The organism is bacterium (genome assembly GCA_019912885.1).
Lineage (GTDB): Bacteria > Lernaellota > Lernaellaia > JACKCT01 > JACKCT01 > JAIOHV01.
Map to the genome: position 1 here is coordinate 1 of JAIOHV010000072.1, position 20,277 is coordinate 20,277.

The window sequence follows — 20,277 nt, forward strand, 5'->3', positions numbered from 1 at the left end:
GCCGTCGGGTCCGCCCGGCTGGATCGACGCGAACACCGCAAACGCGCCGGGCGGCGGAGAGACCTGGCGCGTCGTGCTCGTGCCGCACATCGCGGGCGATGCGGACGCGCCGGTTCTCGGGCTCGACGATCCGCCGCGCGGGGGATCGATTCCGGTTCCGCTCGCGCTGCCGCCGATCGCCGTCGCGGACGGCCGGGCGACCGCCGCGCGATTCATGCTTCCCTATGCGGCCGACGCGTACGCGGCCGGCGAGAAGGCGGGTTCGGCGACGATCGACGTCTTTTTCGCGTCCGATTTCTTTGCAGCGCCCGCGCCGCCGGGCGCCGAGACGCGGTGGACGACGCAAACGACGCTGTTGGCGTGCGTCGATGCCCGCCTGCCCGGCCTTGGTCACGGACGGCGTTGCGTGGAGTTTCCCGCGCCCGGCGCGGATCGCGCGTTCGTGCCGCCGCCCGTGGGCGACGGCGCGGGGCCGCGGTTGGGGCTGGAGGTGATGAGAGTCGGAAGTGGCGAGAAATGAGGTGCGAGAGTGGGTTGAGGGTCGGGCGAGCGCGGGCGACACGGCCCGTTCCCTTTCCCGACGTTATTCGCGCCCGCGCCAAAATTGTTTATGGACCGAATGGACGTGAAGGACGTGGTGGGCGTTTTTTTTCGCTCTTCGCTTTTCCACGCTCCATCGTTGGAACTTTTCTCATCGCGCTTTCGCTGATCCTGCCAACAACATCTTCCGCCCAGGACATCGACGCGCCGCCGACGACCGCGCCCGCGGACGCGATTCCGGCGGACGCGCCGCCTCCCCCGCCGGAGGGTTACGAGCTGTTGTGGGTGGAAGGGCTCTCCGAGGTACTCGACAAACCATTGCTTTCCGACGACGGCGTGCCGGGGCTGTTGTCATTTTCGACGCGCACGGCCGGCGTGCTCACACGCGAGGATATCCTCTGGAGCCTCGCGCCGACGATCGTCGAGCCGCTTGCCGCCGGGCCGGCGATGGGATTGCGCCGCGAGGGCGCGGCGGACCTGTCGCCCGTATTGCGCTCGTTGCACGGCCGCCGCGTCGCGGTGGAGATCGACGGCTACCGGCTGGACTCGCCGCTTGCGCCACCGGGGCTCGATCTTCCGCTGGCCGCGCTTGCGCCGGACGTTGTGCGCCGCGCGGAGGTCATCCGCGGCGCGAACGGCGTCACCTACGGGCACGGGGCGATGGGCGGATCGATCGCCGTCATCTCGCGCCGGCGCGACTGGGTGGACATCGATAGCACCGTCGCGGCCGAGGGCGGCGGGCGTTTCGCGACGGCGAACAATGAACGTTCCGGTTACGCGCAGGCCGAAGTGAACGCGCGGGACGTGTTCGGGTTGTTCGGCCTCGCCGCCTCGCGCAACCTCGGGGAGACGCAGACACCCGGCGAGGCGCACGGACGCACGGATCACCACACGACGAACGTCTCGGCGTCGTTCGATTCGTACGTCGGCGAGCGGATCGTGTTTTCGGCGAACTATCACCGCATGGAGCAGCTCGACGTTCCGCTCGATCCGGCACGTCGCGGGCTGCTCGACGCCCAGCGCCTGCATGACATCGGCGTCTTCGCGCTCAAGACGCGCCGGCTCTCGAAGGAGCTGCGTTACGCCCAGTTCGCGGTGAATTACGGTGAGTCGGCGCTGGAGAGGCGCAGCGGGGCAAAGGATGCGATCGAACCCTCGCGCCTGCGCGCCGGCGGCGTGGATGCGATCCTGCAGATGCGCGTGGGACCGTATTTCGGCGCGATCTACGGCGCGGAATATCGGCGCGACGCGCTCGATCCGCGCGAGGCATCGCCGGGTACGCCGGGTCTTCCCGACGGCGCGACCTACGAGCGCACGGCGGTGCACCTGACGCCCGCGATCGAACCGAATCGAAATCTGCGCATCGCCGCGGGGGCTCGCGCGGAGTTCGCGCGGGCGGAGGCGACTCTTGGCGACGACGCGCCCGGCGATCCCGAATTGGCTTATGAGGACGGCGCGTTCGCCGGCGACCTCGGCGCTCGCGTTCGGGTGACGACGCACACCTCGGTCTACGGCGGCGCGCGGCAGGGGTTCCGCTTTCCCGATCTTTATGAGTTGGCGGGGCGCGGGCTGGATGAGGCGGCGGCGGTGCATCATATCCCCGCCGCGACGCTGTCGCCGGAGATCGTTCGCGAGGCGGAATTGGGGTATCGCCTGCACTTCCCGTTCGTGAAGGGGCATCTCGCGGCGTATCACGCCTGGCTTTCGGATATCATTCAGGCGCGGCCACTGCCGGAGGATCCGAACGCGACGCTCGGTAACGCGGCCGTCGTCGCCTCGCAAAACGAAGGCCGCGCGATGACGCGGGGCATCGAGGGTTCGGCGGAGTTCTATCTCGGCGTGAACTGGCTGTTCGCACTCACCGGATCGCGGTCGTTTGACGCCGTGGGCGACGCGCCGGCGCTGTCCGCGGCGCGTCCCGCGGCCGGATCGGCGCGCCTGCGCTTTATGAGCGACGGCGGGGAATTCGCGCTGGACATCCTCGGCCGTTTCGCGGCCGAAGCGAGCGACCTGTCGCCCGCGGACGCGGCGGCGCTCCCCGGCGCGCGCACGGACGCGCCCGGATACGCGGCGCTGGATTTGCGCGCGTCGTTCAATTTCGATCCCTACGCCGAGGTGAAGCTCGGCGTCCTCAACGTCACGAACGCGCGCATCATCCACCCGGGTTCGGTGATCGGGGAGACGGGCGCGAACTTCGTGGCGCAGGCGGTGTTTCGGTATTTCTGATTGAGGATTGAAGATCGAAGATTGAAGATTGGAATCGCAAGCGGCGGGCGTGGCGGACGAGAGATCGCGGGAGAAATGGCGGCGTCATTCCGAGCGCGCGTGGCGAAACGGCTCCTTGAAAGCCGCCACCGGCGCCGCGCCCCGGAATTCTTCAATCTTCAATCTTCGATCTTCAATCGTCCTTTTCCGCTTTATCGCCCTCGCCTTTTCGCGGCCCGAACACGTACGCAGCACCGACGGCGAGGACGTAGAGCAGGGTCAGCGGCACGCCGAGGACGAGCTGCGAGATGACATCCGGCGGGGTGAAGATCGCGGCGGCGACGAAGATGATGAGCACGGCGAACCGGAAATTTTTCCAGAGCCATTGCGGCGTGACGAGACCGACGCGCGCGAGAAAGAACACGAACACCGGCAGCTCGAACGCCAGGCCGAACGCGAACAGGAGCTGCGATGCGAAGCGGAGGTAGTCGCGCAGGGTGATGAGAGCCTCGATGCGCGGGGTCTCGAAGGTGTTGATGAAAAACCGGAAGCCGATCGGGAAAACGATCAGGTAACCGAATAACGCGCCACCGACGAAAAACAGCGAGCCGAACAGGACGACCCAGGCGAAATAAGCCCGCTCGCGGCGGTAGAGCCCCGGGGCCACGAATCGCCAGATCTGCCACATGATGACGGGCGCGGCGAGAAGGCCGCCGGCGATCAGCGCGACCTTCATGTAGGTGACGAACGCCTCGGCGGGCGCGGTGAAGATGAGCTTTCGCCCCTCGCCGAGCACGTCGACGAGCGGCTGCATCAGCACGTCGTAGATGTCGCGCGCGAACGACCAGCAGATCGCGAATCCGCCGGCGAGCGCAATGATGCTGTAGACAAGGCGTTTGCGCAGCTCCGTGAGGTGCGCGACGACCGGCATCATGTCGAGGTTCTCGTCGGCCGCGGTCATTTGCCGTCACGCTCGTCGCGGCGCGCGTCGCCACCCGCTCCCTTACGGTCGCGGCTCTGTTCGTCGCCGGCCGACTCGCTGTCGTCCGGCGCGCCGCGGTCCCAAGCGGCCTCGGGATCGACCGCGAAGGCCGCCTCGTCTCCGGGCGACGGCTCGTGTTTTGGCGCGCTGGCCTTGTTCAACGCCGCCGGGTCACGGGGAATCGGCGCGCTGTCGTCGAGTTTCGCCGCGCGCGGCTTGTCCTTGTCGGTCGTCCAGGTCTCACCGCCCGGGCGCTTGGCCCGCCTGACGCGCGCCACGTTATCGGGGACGATGGAGGGCTCGGCCTTGTCGCCCTTTTCCTCGCGTTCGATGATGCGGATCTCCTCGTCGAGCGCGGTGCGCAGGTCGGCGGTGACGCGGCGGAAGTAGGTGGTCGCCCTGGCGGCGGCGCGGGCGACGCGCGGCAGGTGGCGCGGGCCAAGCAGCAACAGCGTCATCACGAGGAGAAACAAGACCTCGCCGCCGCCGATATCGAACAAGGACTCTCCCCATGCCCGCGCGAAAGCGCGCGGGATTTTCCGGGCCGCCGATAGGAGCCCGCCCAGCCGCCAATTTCGGCCGCGCTCCGGCGGCTGTCAACGGGGAATGGCCGCGCCACCTCCGCGAAAATTCTCATGGCGTTGACGTATTCCGCCGATTTCCGTTGACGCCGGCGACAAGCGGACGCGATAATCCGGCCACGTCCGCCCTCAAAATCCGCGACGAACGGATCAAACTCGCTCATGCGCGCCTTTTTTTTCGGCCTGTTCCAGGATCTGCTGATCATCGCCGCGATCCTTCTCGCGGGGCTGGCGCGCTACCACCTCGAGCCGTACGAGTTCTATTCGACGCAGCGCGGCATCGTGGCGGTGGGCGTCGTTTACCTCATCTACAAGGCGTGCTTTCACTATTTCAATCTCTACCAGGTCAAGCTGCACCTTTCGCTTCGCGAGTTCGTCAACCGGCTCTTGACCGTCAACATCGTCGCGCTCGTGGTGCTGACGATCCTGTATTACGCGTACCCGCCACTCGTAATCGGCCGCGGGATCCTGGCGTTGTCGGTCATCTTCGTCATGTTTTTCACCACGCTGTACCGCTTCCTGTGGGGCTGGCTGTCGCGGGACGTGGCGTTTTCGAACAACCTGCTCGTATTGGGAGCGCAGGAGGCGGCGCGCGTCGTGCTCGAGGAGGTCGAGAAATACCGGCACTCGGGCTACGACGTCATCGGCGTGCTGGCCAAGGATCCGCAACGCGTGGGCGAGCGCTTTTTCCGCAATCACCGCATCATCGGAACGTTCGACGATCTCGCGGCCATCGCGGAGCGGCGGCGCGTCGACATGATCGTCATGGCGCTTGACCGCGCGGCGGGCGCCGTGCCGCTGGACACGCTGATGATGCTCAAGCTTTCTGGCGTCCGCATCCTGGAGAGCACGCAGTTCCACGAGCAGTTCACCGGGAAGATCGTGCTGGAAGGGCTGCGTTCGAGCTGGTTCCTTTTCTCCGACGGATTCACGATGAGCCGTTTCTCGCAGGTCGTGAAGCGCGTGTTCGATCTGTTGATGTCGGCGATGCTTTTTTTGACGACGCTGCCGCTGACGGCCGCGGTCGTCCTTCTTATCAAACTGACGAGCCGGGGACCGATTTTTTACAAACAGGAGCGCATGGGCTTAAACGGCAAGTCGTTCATGCTCTACAAATTCCGGTCGATGCGCGAGGACTCGGAGACGGCGGGTCCCGTCTGGGCTTCCGAAAACGACCCGCGCGTGACCCGCATCGGGCGCTTCATTCGCCGGTTCCGCGTGGACGAGATCCCGCAGGTCCTCAATGTGATCCGCGGCGAGATGAGCTTTGTCGGCCCGCGTCCGGAACGGCCGTTTTTCGTCGAGAAGCTCTCGCGCGTCATTCCGTATTATCACCAGCGTCACCTCGTCAAGCCCGGCATCACCGGCTGGGCGCAGGTTCGCTATCCGTACGGCAGTTCCATCGAGGACGCGCGCGAAAAGCTGCAACTGGACCTGTACTACATCAAGAACGTCAACCTGTGGTTCGACATCAAGATCATGATGGAGACGGTCGGCGTCGTGCTCGGCAAGATGAAGGTGCATTAGGAAATTTGGAGTGGCGAATTGCGAATGGGGAATGCCATCGCAAGCTGCCAATCGAGCGTGCGCGGGCTGCAGGGCCCGGCACCTTGGCCACGCGGAACGCAACGAATGCTGCGTCCGGATAACCTCCTCACAACATTGCATTTTTGCACAAACAAAATGAGCCACCATTTCCCCTGTGGGAAACGGTGGCTCGCCGTCTTTGCGAACGGGCTTCTTGCCTTTCGGCTTGGGCCTTTTCGCCGTGCCCGTTCGCCTCATCGAACTTGCCCGATCCCTGTCGGGCGTTTTCCCGGCGGGGCTCGCCAGGCAGTTTCTTTATATCAAAAATTATGGACGGTCGCAAGATAATTCGACACCATGCCGGCGCCGAATCGGCGCTCGAAACGGAAGCCGCATCGGGCCGCGCCGCGGGCCCCGGCTCCATCGTCAGGCCGCGCGCCCGCCCGTTTTCGTGTTGACGTTGTCCACGCGAAGCATGTATACACGATGGAAGGACAAGGAGACCATCATGACCAGGGAACAAAAAGGAAAGGCGGCCGCCTCGCCCCCGAAGAAAAAGAGCGCCGCGCGGGACATCACGATCAATCTGCGCGCGAACCGGCGGCAAAGGGATCTCATCGACAAGGCGGCCGAAACGCTGAACAAGACGCGCTCCGAATTCATGCTCGACGCAGCCTGCGGCCAGGCCGAGGGCGTGCTCGCCGAGCGCGTCAACTTCACGCTCGACGCGAAGCGGTTCAAGGAGTTCGTGGCGCGGCTGGACGAACCGGCAAAAGACAATCCGAAATTGCGCCGCTTGCTGCACAAAAAAGCCATCTGGGAAAAATGAGCGGCGACATGATCATTTCGCCGCCGGAGCACCTTCGTCGAGATCACGATGTCTCGGCATTCGATTCCGGCGAACCGCGATTGGACGATTGGCTCAGGCGATGGGCTCTTCCCAACGAACGGGGCGGCGCATCCCGGACTTACGTGGTGCGCTCCGGCGTTCGCGTGATCGGCTACTTTGCCTTGGCGGCCGGCGAAATCATCCATGAGAAAGCGACAGGGAAAATTCGGCGGAACATGCCGGATCCCGTGCCCGTCGTCCTTTTGGGGCGGCTTGCCATCGACCTCGGCTGGCAAGGGCGAGGCATCGGGAGCGATTTGCTCAACGAAGCGATTCGGCGAACCCTGCGAGCCTCCGAAATCATCGGAATCCGCGCGCTGCTTGTTCATGCCATCTCGGACGACGCCAAGCGGTTTTACGAAAGCCTGGGTTTTCTTGCCTCCGGCGTTGATCCGATGATCCTGATGATCACGCTTAAAGACGCGGAAAATTCACTTTCGCACGCGCCCTGACCCGCGTCGCGCCGGGACTTGCTTGCCCGCCGCGCGGCGTTCCTGTACAAATTCGGGCGATGAGAATTCGGAGCAACATCGTCCGGCTTGTGGCTTTCGCGTGCGTCGCGGCGATGCTTGCCGTGTCCGTACTGGCGGCGCTCCATCATCACGACCGCCCGGACGACTGCCACGCCTGCCTCATTGTCAAGATCTTCCTGACCGCCGTCGTTCTCCTTTCGGCGGCTCTCTTCGCGATTGCCCAAACGCGGCAACCGCAAGCCCTCCGCTCGATCGTTCTTCCGCGGTCGCCCTACCGGCGCGGCCTCGGCGAACGCGCTCCTCCGCGCTGAATCCCGCCACGTAAGCTGATCGAACTTTCCATCGACATCGTTCGAGACATTCTTACATCAAGCGCGGTCGGTCGCCGCCGTTCGTGACAACGCGCACGGCGCGCGGCTTTGGCACCGCGCGCGGAGGCGCCCATGTCACGAAATTTCCCGCGGCGGCCGGCCGTCGCGATTCTGGCGGTGATCGTTCTTGCTTCCTTGAGCCCGGCCCTCGCCGAAGACGGCGGCGAATCGTCCCAATCGGCGCAGGAAGCGCTTGACCGGACCCTGGCCGAAAATCCTCCAGCGTCGCCATCGGCTCCGCCGGGCGCGGACCTGTGGTCGCGACCGGTGGGCAGCGGCGCCCAGGCGCGTCTGATCGACCTTTCGATGCAGGTGATGGCGGCGGTAGGCGGATCGACGCTGCCGGACGATGAAATCGCGGTGCTCCAGGGCGGCGCGCACGATCCCAATAAGCGCGGCTTCACGTTCCGGCAGTTGGAGTTCTCCAGCTTCGGCGCCGTCGATCCGTACTTCAACGGGGAAGTGCACATCGTATGGTCCGAGGAGGGCGTGGAGCTCGAGGAGGCGTTTGCGACGACGACCGCGCTGCCCGGCTGCTTGCAGATCGAGGCCGGGCACTTTTTCACGGAGTTCGGCCGGATCAACCCGGCGCATCCCCATGCCTGGTACCTCATCGACCAACCGATCGTGGTTTCGCGCCTGTTCGGCGGCGACGGTACGCGCCAAACGGGCGTCCGCGTAGGCTGGCTGACGCCCCTGCCGTGGTTCTCGGAGATCCACCTGGGCGTTCAGAACGCCTCGGGTGAGACCATGCCGAGTTTCCTTGGCGAGTCCGAGGAGGAAGAGGGCGAGGACGCGGAGGAGCCCGCGACGCCCGAGGAGTATCTCGAGTCATTGCCCACGGGGCTCGCGGGACGTCCGCTGGTCGGGCGCGAGATCGATTCCATGGACGACTTCGTTTACCTCGCGCGCTGGATGAACTCCTGGTCGCTCGGATCGATCACGACGGTGCTGGGGGCATCCGGACTTCTTGGTCCCAACCCGACCGGCCCCGCCGGGCGAACGCTAATCGGCGGCGCGGACCTGCTCGTGAAATGGAAACCCGCGGTCAACTTTCGCGGATTTCCCTTCGTGCGTTGGGACACCGAGGTCATCGCGCGCGACTGGTACGCCGACGAGTTGCGAGACCCGGACGGCGTGAAGCTTTTGGACGCGGAGTCGGTCCGCGATTGGGGATTGTTTTCGTCGCTTCTGTGCGGACTCACGCCGCGCTGGTCGCTGGGCGCGCGCGGCGAAATGGTTACGGGCGCCGACACGGACCTTGAGGACGAAGCGGCGCGCGACGCGGACGCGGCGCGCGACGATCGCCTGCGCGCCTCGTCGTTGATCGCCTTTTCTCCGTCCGAGTTCGCGAAGCTGCGTCTGCAATACAACTACGACGTCGCCGAGCACCTGAAGGAAGAAAACGGCGACCCGAACGGCGACGGGATCGAGAACACCGACGGCATCGCCCACAGCGTATGGCTGGGGCTGGATATCATGTTCGGCGCTCACCCGGCTCACAACTTTTAACCGCATCCTCCCAACAGGAGTTCCATCATGTTCCATCGACTCGCGACACGCACCGCGGCGCTGACATGCGTTTTTCTGTTGCTCCTTGGCGCGGCGGCACTGGCCGAATCGCCGCTCTTGGTATGCGCCACCATCCCGGATCTGGGCGACCTGGCGCGGCAGGTGGGCGGCGACCAGGTGGCCGTGACGGTCTTCGCGAAGGGCACCGACGACGCGCATTTCGTCGATGCAAAACCGAGCTTCATCAAGGAATTGAGCCGCGCCGACCTGTTCATCCAGAACGGACTGGACCTCGAAATCGGCTGGGCGCCGGCGCTCATCAATAACGCCCGCAACGCCGCGGTGCTGCCCGGCGGCAAGGGTTATCTCGATGCGTCGAAGGCCGTGACGCCAATGGAGGTCCGCACGACGCCGACCGATCGATCGATGGGCGACGTGCATCCGATGGGCAATTCGCATTATCTGATGGACCCGCTCAACGGCGTGAAGGTCGCGGCGTTGATCCGCGACCGACTGAGCGAACTGCGCCCGGCGAAGCGAGCCTATTTCGCGGAGCGGTTCGAGCAGTTCAGAAAGACGGTCGGCGAGGCGCTGGTCGGCCCGGAGTTGGCGGCCCGGTACGATTTCGAGAAGCTCGCCGCACTGGCCGAAACCGGCCGGCTCGATGATTTTCTCGCGGGCCAGAAAGAAGCCGGGCCACTGTCGGGCTGGCTGGGCGCGACGCAGCCGCTGTTCGGCGCCAAGGCCGTGAGCGACCACAACCTGTGGCCATATTTCGCGCGGCGCTTCGGCATCCAGGTCGTGGACTTCATGGAACCCAAGCCGGGCATCTCGCCGACGACCAAACACCTCCAGGAGGTGATCGCGAACATGAAGTCGCAGGGCGTGCGGCTCGTGATCGCCGCGGCCTACTACGATCCGCGCCATGCGGAGTTCGTCGCACGGAACACCGGCGCCCGCATCGTGACGATGGCGCACATGGTGGGCGCGCTCGACGGCACAAGCGACTACGTGGCGATGATCGACGCCAACGTGCGGCAACTGGTCGGAGCGGCGAAGCCATGAAGCCGGACTATATCGTCAGGACCGAGAACCTGGTCCTGGGCTACGGACGCAACGACGTGTTGCGCGACGTGAATATCGAGTTTCGCCCGGGCGAGTTCTGGGCGCTTTTGGGACGCAACGGCGTCGGCAAGACCACGTTGATCAAGGCGTTGCTCGGCATATTCGCGCCGCGCGCCGGGCGCATCGTGTTCCACCGCGATCTGGCGCTGAAGGAAAACGTGGGCTACGTGCCGCAGCGCGCGCGGATCAATCCGACGCTGCCCTCGACCATTCGGGAGTTCATTCTGCTGGGGCTGGTCGGCATTCGCGCCTCGGCGGCGGAAGCCGAGGCCCGCCTTCAGTGGGCGCTGGCGCACGTCGGCCTGACGGCGCTCGCCGAGCGGGACACGCGATCGCTGTCGGGCGGTCAGTTTCAGCGGGCTCTTGTGGGGCGAGCCCTCGTGCGCCGGCCCCGTCTTCTGTTTCTCGACGAGCCGACGACGGGGTTGGATCTCGTGTCCGAGGTGGAATTGCTGGCGTGCCTCGAGGATCTCAACCGCGGCGAAGGGCTAACGATCGCGTTGATCACGCACGATCTGGCGCTGGCGGCGCAACATGCCTCGCACGCGGCGATTTTCATCGCGGGCGGCGTTACGAGCGGACCGCTGCCGTCGACCATGACCTCCGAGGCGCTGAGGCGCGCGTACGGCGTCGATATCGCCGTGGTGCACGATGAAACCGGAAAACTGAGCGTCCATCTCGGGCGGGTGGAGTCCGTCGCATGATCATGCGATTCGCCGAATCGTGGACGTTGTTCCACAACACGTATCTTGTCGGGTGGCTGATCGGCGTGGCGCTGTCGTTGGTCGGCGTGGTCGCCGTGGCCCGGGACCAGATCTTCCTGGGCGCGGCGGTTTCGCAGGCGTCGACGCTCGGGATCGCCTTGGCGATGTTCGGCGCCGTGAAACTCGCCGCGTTCGGCTTCGGCTGGCTCGAATCCGACTTTGTCCTTTCGGCCGCGGCGGTCGTGTTTTCGGTGGGCGCGGCGATCTTCGCCGGTGGCGGCGGCGACGAGCGCGGCGAGTCGCACGAGGCGATCGCCGGATGGGTGTTTCTTCTATCGGCCAGCGTGTCGATTCTGATCGTATCGCACAGTCCGCACGGACTCGACGAGATTCATCGCTTACTGTCGTCGAGCCTCATCGGCGCGACCGACGCGGATGTCATTGTGTTCGGCGTGCTCACGGTGCTGGTGGCCCTGGCGATCGCCCGGCTGCGGCGACGGCTGCTGTTGTTCGCGACGGATGCGCCGATGGCCGCGGCGCTCGGCATGCATGTGCGCCGTTGGTCGCTGGCGACGGCCGCGGCGCTTGGCTTGACGATCGGGTTGGCGATTCGTTCCTCGGGTCTGTTGTTTACCTTCGGCTCGCTTGTGCTACCGCCCCTGATCGCCAAGAACCTGTGCCGGCGGATGGAGTCCATGTTCGTCGTCGCGGCGGCGGCGTCGCTTACGGCGGGCGTGGCGGGGTTCATGATCGCCAACCAGGGGGACTATCCGCCCGCGCAGATGACGGTGGCGATCCTTGCGGCCCTGCTCGCCGGCGCGTGGGCGTTGCGGGCGCTGCAAGTTCGCCGCGATCGGCAGGAACGCGGCGTGACGGCGGATGCGGTCGCGCCGGCCACGGGGAAGCCGGCCCGCGGGCCGCACTCCGAGCGCGGGGCGCTTACGACGCCTCGCCGTCCAGCGCCTCGTACTCGCGCTTGAACCGCGCGAACAGGCGCTCGGCCGTTTCGAACGCGGCGCGCGTGGTGGCGATATCGCCGTGTTTGGCGGCGGCATTCACCGCGAGATACGCCTCGTAGAGCGCGTCGAGACCCATGTTGCCGGCGATGCCCTTGAGCGCGTGGGAGACGGATGCCGCCTCGGGCGCGTCGCCGGCCGCGATCGCGTCCGCGAGCTTCGGCATGGCGGCCGACGCATCCTCGTCAAAGCTTTCCAAAAGCTCGACGACGATCTCCTTGTCGCCGCCGAAGCGCGCCCCGATGGCATCCAGATCCAGAACGGTTGCCTCGCCGTCAGTCATGTCGACACCCCCGGTTTTTCGTCGTTCCGCGTTTCTCGCCCGCGCGCCGCGTGATGCCGCGCTCGCCCGCGGGAAGGAAGACGCATGCGTCCGAATTTTCATGCGCGCGCGATGCCCCGTTTTGCCGCGCTCGCCATCATCATTTCGATGTCTATCAATACATCGCCCGCGCCCGCCGGACAACAGGCGCCGCGAGGCCGTGCAGGTCGCGCGCGGCCGGCGCGGGTAGACGCGCGCGTGGTCTTTGCGGGCGCAGCGCGAAGCCGACGAGGGCCGAGCAGGCGCTCAGCGGACCCCGGAAATTCGAAGCAGGCGGGACGCCTGCGCTCCCGGATTATTCCGCGTTCGCCGGCAGCACCGGCGACGGGGCGCCGACAGCGATCACCCAGAGCTGGTGGATCGCGCGCGTCGCCGCGACGTGCAGCGCGCGGCGAGATTCGGGTGTGTCCGGATAGGTCATCCCGTCCGCATCCGGGATGATGACGTAGTCGAACTCCAGGCCCTTCACGTTTCCGACGTTCGTCACATCGATACCCGGCTTGAAGTCGAACTCGCCGCGCAGCACGAGGCGCGTTTTTGCAAGACGCGACAGAGGCGCGAACAGCCTCCGCGCCACCTGCGCCGTGCGCGCGATGACCGCCACCGACGCACGCGGCTCGCGCGCGAGCAGGTCGGAGAGCACTTCGGTCAGAAACACGACCTCGTGCCCCTCGTGCGCCATGCGCGTGACGGAGACCGGCACGCCGTCGCGCACCGTCAGCGGCGGCTCGGCCGGCGCGAGATCGCCGAGCACCTTGTGCGCGAACATCGCGATCGGCCGTGGCGAGCGGTATGACGTCTTCAGGTGGGCGCTGTGCGCGCGACGCACCCCAATCAGATCGAGCACGTGCTCCCAGGTGTCGAACGAATGGGCCGGGTCGATCTGTTGCGCGGCGTCGCCCGCGATGGTGACGGCGCTCGACCGGCGCAGCGCCTGACCGAGCACCATCAGCTCCGCAGGCGCCATGTCCTGCGCCTCGTCGATGACCATGTGCGCGAACACCGGCATGCGCCCGCCGGGCGTGCGGATCGCTCCGGCCTTGCGCCGAAGCAATTCGAAAAGGATGGGCAGGTCCTCCACGTCGATCGTTCCCGCCGCCTCGTACGGCGTGGACTCGGCGAGCGTGCGTTTATCGAGCGCCTCGGCGCGCAGGGGATCGTAGCCGCTGTAGTCCTCGTCGCTCTTGTCGGCAAGCTGGCCGCGCGTGTGCTCGATGACCTCGTCGACCATGCCCGGCGTCAGTTCGCCGTTTGACGCCCGGACGGAGCGCATGAGCAAATCGCGATCCGAGAAAAGCTCCGCGCGCTCCCACGCCAGGTCGAAGAGGCGATCGCGCTCGCGTTGCACGGCGGACTGCCGCTCGCGCAGGCGCTTGCTTACCTCGCGCTCGGCGATGGGGTTGGCGCGCTCGGCGAGCACCGGGGCGACGGCGCGATCGAAGCGCTCGAGCAGCGGTCGGCTTTTCGACGCGGCGCCGACGCGCTCGGCGATCTCCGGATCAGCGGGCATGGCGCGGCGCAGGCGGCGCAGCGTCTCGGCCTCGCTTCGCGCGAGAACCTCATCGAGCACCGTCAGAAGCGCCGGGTGGCGCTTGAAGCGGATCACGCGCGCGGGCGTGGCTTCGTAGTAGCGGCGTGAAAGGCGGCGCAGCAGGTTCGAGGCCTGGCCGCGGATCCAGTCGTCGAATGTGTTGACGCGCACCTTGTCCATGCCAAGGGAGATCAAAAGCTTTTTCGACAGTCGCGCGAGGCCCGGCTCCGGCACGACGACGAGCATGTTGTTCTGGCGGTAGCGCTCCGGGTCGCGGTACGCGAGCGCGGCCAGGCGATGCAGCGCGACGGTGGTTTTGCCGCTGCCGGCTCCGCCAAGGACGAGAACGGGCGTTCGGTCGTCAACCTGCAAAAGCGCGTATTGCTCGGGGTCGAGCAGCGCGGCGACCTCCGGCGCGGGGCGTCCCGTCGCGCCGACGCCGAATTTCGGCAGTCGCGTCGCCTGGCGCGTCGCGGCACCTTCGCCGCCCGCGAAACGCGGCGCGAACCGCCCGCGATCGACCTCCCATGGCCCGCCCTCGCGGCGGACCAGCGTGCGCCCGGGTGTGACGATCCGCACCAGGCGGCCGTCCTCGATCGTGAGCACGCGGCGCACCTGGACAGTCCCTTCCTTCACCCCGCCGGGGAACTCCTCGACGTAATCGTCACCCTCGCGGTAGGTGTAAAAAACGCGCGCGACCGGCGCGTGCCGCCAGTCAATGATGGTGACCCCGCGCGCCTCGTCGATGAAGGTGCGGTAGCCAAGCAGGATCTCGCGCGCCTGCCCCGGCTCGCCGTCGTCCGTGTATTGGCGAAGGCGCATTCGGGCAAAGTACGGCGAGCGGCGATCGGGCATCCGCGTGATGGCGGGCCGATGCCCGGCAAGCGCCTGGTGCGTGTGAAGCTGGTCGAGCAGGGCCGGCAGATCCTCGGCAACGGCGCCCGCGGCCTCCTCGCGCAGCTCCTTGATGCGTTCGAGCAGGCCCCCGCGGTCGAGAACCTCCTCACGCGCGGCGGCGATCGCCTCCTGCACGCCGGAAAGCAGGCGCTCCTCGTCCTCGATGACGGCAAGATCGGCCGCGGAAAGGCCGGATTCGTCGGTGGCAATCGTCTGGTTCATGATGCGCCAAAGCCGGCCCCGCGCGCGAAAATCGCGCGTCCGGCGGGCCGGGAATCGGACAGTCTACTTGGCCGGCAAGGGGGAGGACAAGAAAAAAGTGCGGCTCGAAGTCAAGCAGCGGCGTGATATAGTGAACGTTCGTTGCCGCCCGCACGGGCCGGGAGCCAAGCGGTGAAAAACGTCCACGAAACCATCGTCATCGGCCGCCTCGAGGCGCTCGATGGCCACGACGGCCTGACCGGCCGGCTCGTCGAGCCGGACGGGACGACGTGGCGGTGCGTCTTCAAGCCGGAGCACGAGCCCAGGCTCGGCGCCGCGTGGCTGCAAACGGTGCGCGTGACGGGAGAGGTGCGCGAGGGCATGCGCGAGAAAGTGATCGATGTGGATGTGCTTGTGCTCAAGGATGACCGCGTCGATCGGTTTGGATCATCCGCGTTTTTCGAAAATCTCTCCATCGAGGAGATCGCGCGCCGTCAGGGATGGCAGCCACGGTCAATTGAGGAAATCCAAAGCCATTGGCCGGCGCCGGAGGACGATCCGGAAGAGTTCCGTCGATATCTTGCCGAGGACAAGCGTCAACAGCGGGAACTCGAGAGCCAAAGACGCCGATCGTGAAATCGATACTTCTCGACACGAACGCCGCAAGCTATTTGGTTCCAAAGGATGCCTTGAATCCGCGTCGAGCCGTCATCGAGGCCGCCCGATCGAAACCGCGGACGCGTGGATTGCGGCCGCGGCTGTTCAATATCAAATTCCGTTGCTTACCGGTGACCGGAATTTTTCCGCCGTCGCCGTCGAAGGTCTGAAAGTGATTTTGTTTGAGATGAAGTAACGGCGATTCTTTTCCCCCCGCGTGCGTCAAACGCGTTTTCGTGGCATAAATACGCGCCGATTTTTCCGGCCACGTTGTGGGGTGAGGGAATGAAATCCGCCGTCATGGCCGCCATCGTCGCGGCAATTCTCGGATCAAGCGTATTCGCGGCGCCCGCCGTCGCGGGCGAAATCGATGAAGGACTCGCCGAGATCCTCGCGAGCGCGTCGCCCGCCGAACGCATTCCGGTCTACATCACGCTCGTCGATCGTCTGGACGCGCGCGCGCTCGACGCGTCGCTGACGAGGGCGGGGCGCACGCGCGCGCAGCGGCATTTCGAGGTCGTGACGTCGCTGCAAGAACACGCCGCCGCGACGCAGGGGCCACTCGTCTCGGCGCTTGCGTCCGCGGCGTCGGCAGGCGAGGCCTCGCCACCGCGCGCATTCTGGATCGCCAACGCCGTCGCGCTTGCCGCGACGCCCGCCGTCATCGACGCCATCGCCGCGCGCAAGGACGTTTTGACCGTTTACCACGACCAGCCGATCGAGCTGATCGAGCCGATCGAAGGCGCCGGCGGGCTTACGGCGGACGCCGCGGCCGGCATCGCGCCGGGTATCGTCAACAGCCGCGCGCCGGAACTCTGGGCGCTTGGAATCGACGGCACCGGCACGCTGGCTTGCGACCAGGACACCGGCGCGGACGGGGCGCATCCCGCGTTCGCGGACAGGTGGCGCGGGCTCGACGGCGGCGTCACGCCGGCCGAGGCATGGTTTGATCCGGTCGGCTCCGAGACGTTCCCCACGGATTCCGGCTCGCACGGAACGCACACGCTCGGCACGATCCTCGGCGACGACGGCGCGGGCTCGCAGGTCGGCATGGCGCCGGGCGCGAAGTGGATCGGTGCGAAAACGATCGACGTCCCGGGCGGCAACATCTATTCGGATGCGGTCGCCGCGTTCCAGTGGATGGCCGATCCCGACGGCAATCCCGCGACGACCGACGACGTCCCCGACGTGGTGAACAACTCGTGGGGTATTCCGAATCCGCAGTGCAAGAACGATTTCTACGACTCGATGGACGCGGCCGAGGCCGCGGGCGTCGTCATCGTGTTCGCGGCCGGCAACGAGGGGCCGATCAAGCGCAGCCTGCGTTCGCCGGGTAATCGCATCACCACGGATCTCAACTCGTTCGCGGTCGGCGCGCTCGAACAGGGCGGGCAGAAGATCGCGAATTTCTCGTCGCGCGGCCCGTCGCGCTGCGACGACGTGACGATCAAGCCGGAGGTTTCCGCCGTCGGCGTGGATGTTCTCAGCTCGTTCCCGAACAACACCTACGGCACACTTTCCGGCACGTCGATGGCGACGCCGCACGTCGCCGGTGCCGTGCTGCTATTGCGTCAGGCTTATCCCGAAGCGACCGTGGATGAGGTCAAAATGGCGCTCTACGAAACCGCGATCGACCTTGGCGACGCGGGCGAGGACAACGTCTTCGGGCGCGGGCGCATCGACGTGGTCGAGGCGTATCTGTGGCTGCTCGCGCAGACGATGGATTCCGATGCCGACCTTCTCATCGACACCGATCTTGTCGCGTGCAACGGCGAAATCGGCGTGACGCTCGCCGATGCGGACCTGACGACGTTCGCCGCGATCGACGCCTTCAGCGACACGGAAACGATCACCGAGACGCTTTCGCTCGCGCCGTCGGGCATCCCCGGATATTTCAGCGACAGCGTGCAGCTTGCGCCCGGCGCACCGGTGCAGGACGGCAAGGTGCAGGTGGCCGACGGCGACACGGTGACGATCCGCTATATCGACGCGGACGACGGCCTCGGCGGCACCGACGTCGCCAAGACGCGCACGGCGATCGTGGACTGCGTTCCGCCGGCGTTCGTCGGCGTGGAATCGGCGACGGCGGGTGAAAACGAGGTCGCGCTGACGTGGACCAACTCCGTGGAGCCGGGCGTGACCTATTCCGTCTATCGATCGGACACGTCAGGCGTGTTCGACTTCAACGCGCCCTATCGCGAGGCGGATGCGTCGCCGTGGACCGACCGCGACGCGCCGGCGGACGAGACGTGGTACTACGTCGTTCGCGCGGCGGACGCGCTTGGCAACGAGGACACGAACACGGTGGAGGCCGATGCGACGCCGTTCGGCGATCCGCGCATTTTCTGGAACGATTTTGACTGGTACCCGATCGGCGACTGGACGATCGTGGACGGCGGCGGCGGCGAGGTCACCTGGACCGACGAGGTGGTGGGATCCCATTCGTTCCCGCCGGATGTCGGCAAGGTCGCCATTGTGGATCGCGGCACGACCTCCGGCCTTGAACTTCTGAACGAATCGCTCGTCACGCCGCCGCTTGATTGCGGCGGGTTCGTGAACGTGACGCTGCGTTTCCTGCACATCTTCGAGCGCGGATTCGCGGAGGACGCGATTCTTCAGTGGTCGTACGACGGCGTGACGTGGACGCCGATCGAAAAATATCGCCTGACCGAAACGATCGAAAAGGAATACGCGCTGCCCGAGGCCGACCGCCACACGCAGTTCTTCGTGCGTTTCCATTACGAGGCGCTGTTCGGCGGCGAGTTCTGGGCGGTCGATGACGTGGAGGTGACGGGCGAGCGCACGACGCTGCCGCCGGTCACCACGACAACGACCACGACGACCGCGCCGTCCACGACCACGACGACGATCCCCGGCGACGACGACACGGCGGATGACGACACCGGTGACGACGACGCGGACGACGATGATACCGCGACGGATGACGACACCGCGGACGACGATGCGTCGGACGACGACGCCATCGATGACGACGACGCGACAGACGATGATGACGCCATCGACGATGACGACACGGCCGGCATTCCGCTCGACGACGATGCGGGCGACGCGGCGGACGGCGAGGGTGACGACGAGGAGGGATGCTGCGGGTGTTGAATTAGAATTCGCGCGCCGCGTTTTGTGATATCTTTCGACGGCGACTTCATCAGCGTTGGAGTCAAGAATGGTGGCCGCGCGACAAATCTCCGTTCTGGGTGCCCTTATTGTGGCGCCATTATTGTCGCTTTGCTGTCCGGCTTTGATTTTCGCGGCAACGGAACTTCCGGGTTTTCCACCTTGGTCGTACTATGACGGTTTGGTCGGCCTTGAACTTGTCGCCGATATCGACATGAACGGAGACGGGTTTGACGATCTTGTCGTCGGTTGTCCAGGTTCGGACTATCAATACGATTTCGAAAGCGAACTTGTCGGGTCGATCCTTATTTTTTTCGGCTCTGAGTCCGGCCTTCCGAAAACACCAAGCGATTTTGTCGTTCGCCGTGATACATTCGAGTTTGGCATTCCTATATTCAACAGCGGCGATATCAATCAAGACGGCTTCGACGATCTTGTCGTCGCAGATAACGTATGGCGATATACAAGCAATGGATATCGGGGACGGATCGTTGTCTATTTCGGCGGAGATCGTTCCTCGATATTTGACGATTTGTATATATTGCCTGCGACAAATAATGCATATAATTTCCCATATACAATCGACACAAATTTCGACGTGAACGGCGACGGATATTCCGATATCGCTTACAACTATCGCGACTCGAACGGAACTGACATCGACGCGGACGACTTCGATGTCGTAAATCTTATCCATGGAAGCGGAAAGAAAAGTATCGGGCCAGACCCCGACTGGCAATTTTTACCGCCGTCGTGCGACCGGTACGGGTCTTTCGTAAAGTCCGTCGGCGACGTGAACGGCGATCAATTTTCCGACATTTTGGTCCGTTGTTTTGACGGCCCGCAATTATCCGCCAACATTTTTTTCGGTTCTCCCTCCGGGCTCCAAGCCGTTCCGGATACAACCCACCTGCTGACGCCGGACGAATATCTCTTTTGGGCGGACGCAAGGCGCGTCGGGGACGTGAACGGTGATGGTTACGACGATGTTCTGAGCCCCGACATCGACGTGGGCATCGTTTTCAAGCGGAAGCTCTATCTTTTTCTGGGAAGCGCCAACGGTTTGCCGGCCGCGCCGTCGAAGACGCTCGCCATCGAGGATCCCTGGAACAATTTTCTTTATCGGCTTGCGATACTGCCATTTTCGCGCCACAACGACCTCAACCACGATGGCCGCTTCGACGTGACGATTTCGACGAATTACACCTACGTCCGCATTTTGCTCGGCGATTCCAGCGATCCACTTGCCACCGAAGACGGTTGGTCGTTATCGCCTTTCAATCAGGAACACGACGCCGTGGGATTCACGCTGGCGACCGGCGATGTCAACGGAGATCTCAAGAGTGATCTGGCCCTTTCCGTCGGTGACATCCCGTTTGGCAAGGCGCCTCTTGGCTATACGTATTCCCTGGCAGCGTATTTTGCGGCCACAACGACGACAACAACAACGGCGCCGACTGCGACGACGACCACGACGACGATTCCAATGGACGACGACGCGACGGATGATGACGCGACGGACGACGACTCCGGCATCCCGCTCGACGACGATGCGCGCGACGCGGCGGACGGCGAGGACGATGACGAGGAGGGGTGCTGCGGGTGTTAA

Annotated in this window: 19 protein-coding genes; 14 read left to right on the forward strand and 5 right to left on the reverse strand. The window is 65.2% G+C overall.

Going from position 1 to position 20,277, the window contains the following annotated elements:
• A partial coding sequence (locus K8I61_06165) for a hypothetical protein (protein ID MBZ0271600.1) occupies positions 1–520 on the forward strand: 520 nt, incomplete at its 5' end.
• Between the two features lie 305 nt (positions 521–825).
• Complete coding sequence (locus K8I61_06170) at positions 826–2,766, forward strand: TonB-dependent receptor (protein ID MBZ0271601.1); 1,941 nt, start codon at positions 826–828, stop codon at positions 2,764–2,766.
• A 172-nt stretch (positions 2,767–2,938) separates the two neighbouring features.
• On the opposite strand, the gene tatC is transcribed toward K8I61_06170, so the two are convergent.
• The gene (gene tatC, locus K8I61_06175) at positions 2,939–3,679 is read right to left on the reverse strand and encodes a twin-arginine translocase subunit TatC (GenBank protein ID MBZ0271602.1); all 741 of its coding nucleotides are present in this window, start codon (positions 3,677–3,679) and stop codon (positions 2,939–2,941) included.
• 23 nt (positions 3,680–3,702) lie between these two features.
• A complete protein-coding gene (locus K8I61_06180) occupies positions 3,703–4,227 on the reverse strand; it encodes a twin-arginine translocase TatA/TatE family subunit (GenBank protein MBZ0271603.1) in 525 nt (174 codons plus the stop codon).
• 243 nt (positions 4,228–4,470) lie between these two features.
• Between K8I61_06180 and K8I61_06185 the strand changes: the two genes are divergently transcribed.
• The 8 genes from K8I61_06185 (at position 4,471) to K8I61_06220 (ending at position 11,889) form a co-directional block, all read left to right on the forward strand.
• On the forward strand, positions 4,471–5,835 hold the full coding sequence (locus K8I61_06185; protein ID MBZ0271604.1) for a TIGR03013 family PEP-CTERM/XrtA system glycosyltransferase: 1,365 nt from the start codon (positions 4,471–4,473) through the stop codon (positions 5,833–5,835).
• Between the two features lie 508 nt (positions 5,836–6,343).
• Positions 6,344–6,664 carry a DUF1778 domain-containing protein gene (locus K8I61_06190; GenBank protein MBZ0271605.1) on the forward strand — a complete coding sequence of 107 codons (321 nt, stop codon included), beginning with the start codon at positions 6,344–6,346 and terminating at the stop codon, positions 6,662–6,664.
• A gap of 8 nt (positions 6,665–6,672) precedes the next feature.
• A complete protein-coding gene (locus K8I61_06195; GenBank protein ID MBZ0271606.1) occupies positions 6,673–7,176 on the forward strand; it encodes a GNAT family N-acetyltransferase in 504 nt (167 codons plus the stop codon).
• Between the two features lie 59 nt (positions 7,177–7,235).
• A complete protein-coding gene (locus K8I61_06200) occupies positions 7,236–7,508 on the forward strand; it encodes a hypothetical protein (GenBank protein ID MBZ0271607.1) in 273 nt (90 codons plus the stop codon).
• 132 nt (positions 7,509–7,640) lie between these two features.
• Positions 7,641–9,080, forward strand: coding sequence for a hypothetical protein (locus tag K8I61_06205; GenBank protein MBZ0271608.1), 1,440 nt, complete (start codon positions 7,641–7,643; stop codon positions 9,078–9,080).
• 78 nt (positions 9,081–9,158) lie between these two features.
• On the forward strand, positions 9,159–10,145 hold the full coding sequence (locus K8I61_06210) for a metal ABC transporter substrate-binding protein (GenBank protein MBZ0271609.1): 987 nt from the start codon (positions 9,159–9,161) through the stop codon (positions 10,143–10,145).
• A complete protein-coding gene (locus K8I61_06215; GenBank protein ID MBZ0271610.1) occupies positions 10,142–10,909 on the forward strand; it encodes an ABC transporter ATP-binding protein in 768 nt (255 codons plus the stop codon). The genes K8I61_06210 and K8I61_06215 overlap by 4 nt, the downstream gene beginning before the upstream one ends.
• The gene (locus K8I61_06220; protein MBZ0271611.1) at positions 10,906–11,889 is read left to right on the forward strand and encodes a metal ABC transporter permease; all 984 of its coding nucleotides are present in this window, start codon (positions 10,906–10,908) and stop codon (positions 11,887–11,889) included. Before K8I61_06215 ends, K8I61_06220 begins: the two co-directional genes overlap by 4 nt.
• Here the strand turns inward: K8I61_06220 and K8I61_06225 are convergent.
• Together K8I61_06225 and K8I61_06230 are read right to left on the reverse strand one after the other, a co-directional pair.
• Complete coding sequence (locus tag K8I61_06225; GenBank protein MBZ0271612.1) at positions 11,849–12,208, reverse strand: Hpt domain-containing protein; 360 nt, start codon at positions 12,206–12,208, stop codon at positions 11,849–11,851. The genes K8I61_06220 and K8I61_06225 overlap by 41 nt on opposite strands.
• Before the next feature lie 334 nt (positions 12,209–12,542).
• Entirely contained in the window at positions 12,543–14,897 is a 2,355-nt protein-coding gene (locus tag K8I61_06230; protein ID MBZ0271613.1) for an ATP-binding domain-containing protein, read from the reverse strand.
• 171 nt (positions 14,898–15,068) lie between these two features.
• On the opposite strand from K8I61_06230, the gene K8I61_06235 reads away from it, so the two are divergent.
• The 3 genes from K8I61_06235 (at position 15,069) to K8I61_06245 (ending at position 18,650) form a co-directional block, all read left to right on the forward strand.
• Positions 15,069–15,512: a hypothetical protein gene (locus K8I61_06235; GenBank protein MBZ0271614.1), complete on the forward strand. Its 444-nt coding sequence runs from the start codon at positions 15,069–15,071 to the stop codon at positions 15,510–15,512.
• Positions 15,457–15,729: a PIN domain-containing protein gene (locus K8I61_06240; protein MBZ0271615.1), complete on the forward strand. Its 273-nt coding sequence runs from the start codon at positions 15,457–15,459 to the stop codon at positions 15,727–15,729. The genes K8I61_06235 and K8I61_06240 overlap by 56 nt, the downstream gene beginning before the upstream one ends.
• A gap of 89 nt (positions 15,730–15,818) precedes the next feature.
• A complete protein-coding gene (locus K8I61_06245; protein MBZ0271616.1) occupies positions 15,819–18,650 on the forward strand; it encodes a S8 family serine peptidase in 2,832 nt (943 codons plus the stop codon).
• Between the two features lie 118 nt (positions 18,651–18,768).
• Here the strand turns inward: K8I61_06245 and K8I61_06250 are convergent, their stop codons facing one another.
• Entirely contained in the window at positions 18,769–19,407 is a 639-nt protein-coding gene (locus K8I61_06250) for a hypothetical protein (GenBank protein ID MBZ0271617.1), read from the reverse strand.
• 225 nt (positions 19,408–19,632) lie between these two features.
• Between K8I61_06250 and K8I61_06255 the strand changes: the two genes are divergently transcribed.
• Complete coding sequence (locus K8I61_06255) at positions 19,633–20,277, forward strand: hypothetical protein (GenBank protein MBZ0271618.1); 645 nt, start codon at positions 19,633–19,635, stop codon at positions 20,275–20,277.

Bases quoted from the DNA above. Each gene is read 5' to 3' on its own strand.
- tatC (MBZ0271602.1), bottom strand. From the start codon at position 3,679: ATGATGCCGGTCGTCGCGCACCTCACGGAGCTGCGCAAACGCCTTGTC.
- K8I61_06220 (MBZ0271611.1), top strand. From the start codon at position 10,906: ATGATCATGCGATTCGCCGAATCGTGGACGTTGTTCCACAACACGTAT.
- K8I61_06190 (MBZ0271605.1), top strand. From the start codon at position 6,344: ATGACCAGGGAACAAAAAGGAAAGGCGGCCGCCTCGCCCCCGAAGAAA.
- K8I61_06195 (MBZ0271606.1), top strand. From the start codon at position 6,673: ATGATCATTTCGCCGCCGGAGCACCTTCGTCGAGATCACGATGTCTCG.
- K8I61_06245 (MBZ0271616.1), top strand. From the start codon at position 15,819: ATGAAATCCGCCGTCATGGCCGCCATCGTCGCGGCAATTCTCGGATCA.
- K8I61_06205 (MBZ0271608.1), top strand. From the start codon at position 7,641: ATGTCACGAAATTTCCCGCGGCGGCCGGCCGTCGCGATTCTGGCGGTG.
- K8I61_06185 (MBZ0271604.1), top strand. From the start codon at position 4,471: ATGCGCGCCTTTTTTTTCGGCCTGTTCCAGGATCTGCTGATCATCGCC.
- K8I61_06200 (MBZ0271607.1), top strand. From the start codon at position 7,236: ATGAGAATTCGGAGCAACATCGTCCGGCTTGTGGCTTTCGCGTGCGTC.
- K8I61_06230 (MBZ0271613.1), bottom strand. From the start codon at position 14,897: ATGAACCAGACGATTGCCACCGACGAATCCGGCCTTTCCGCGGCCGAT.
- K8I61_06215 (MBZ0271610.1), top strand. From the start codon at position 10,142: ATGAAGCCGGACTATATCGTCAGGACCGAGAACCTGGTCCTGGGCTAC.
- K8I61_06225 (MBZ0271612.1), bottom strand. From the start codon at position 12,208: ATGACTGACGGCGAGGCAACCGTTCTGGATCTGGATGCCATCGGGGCG.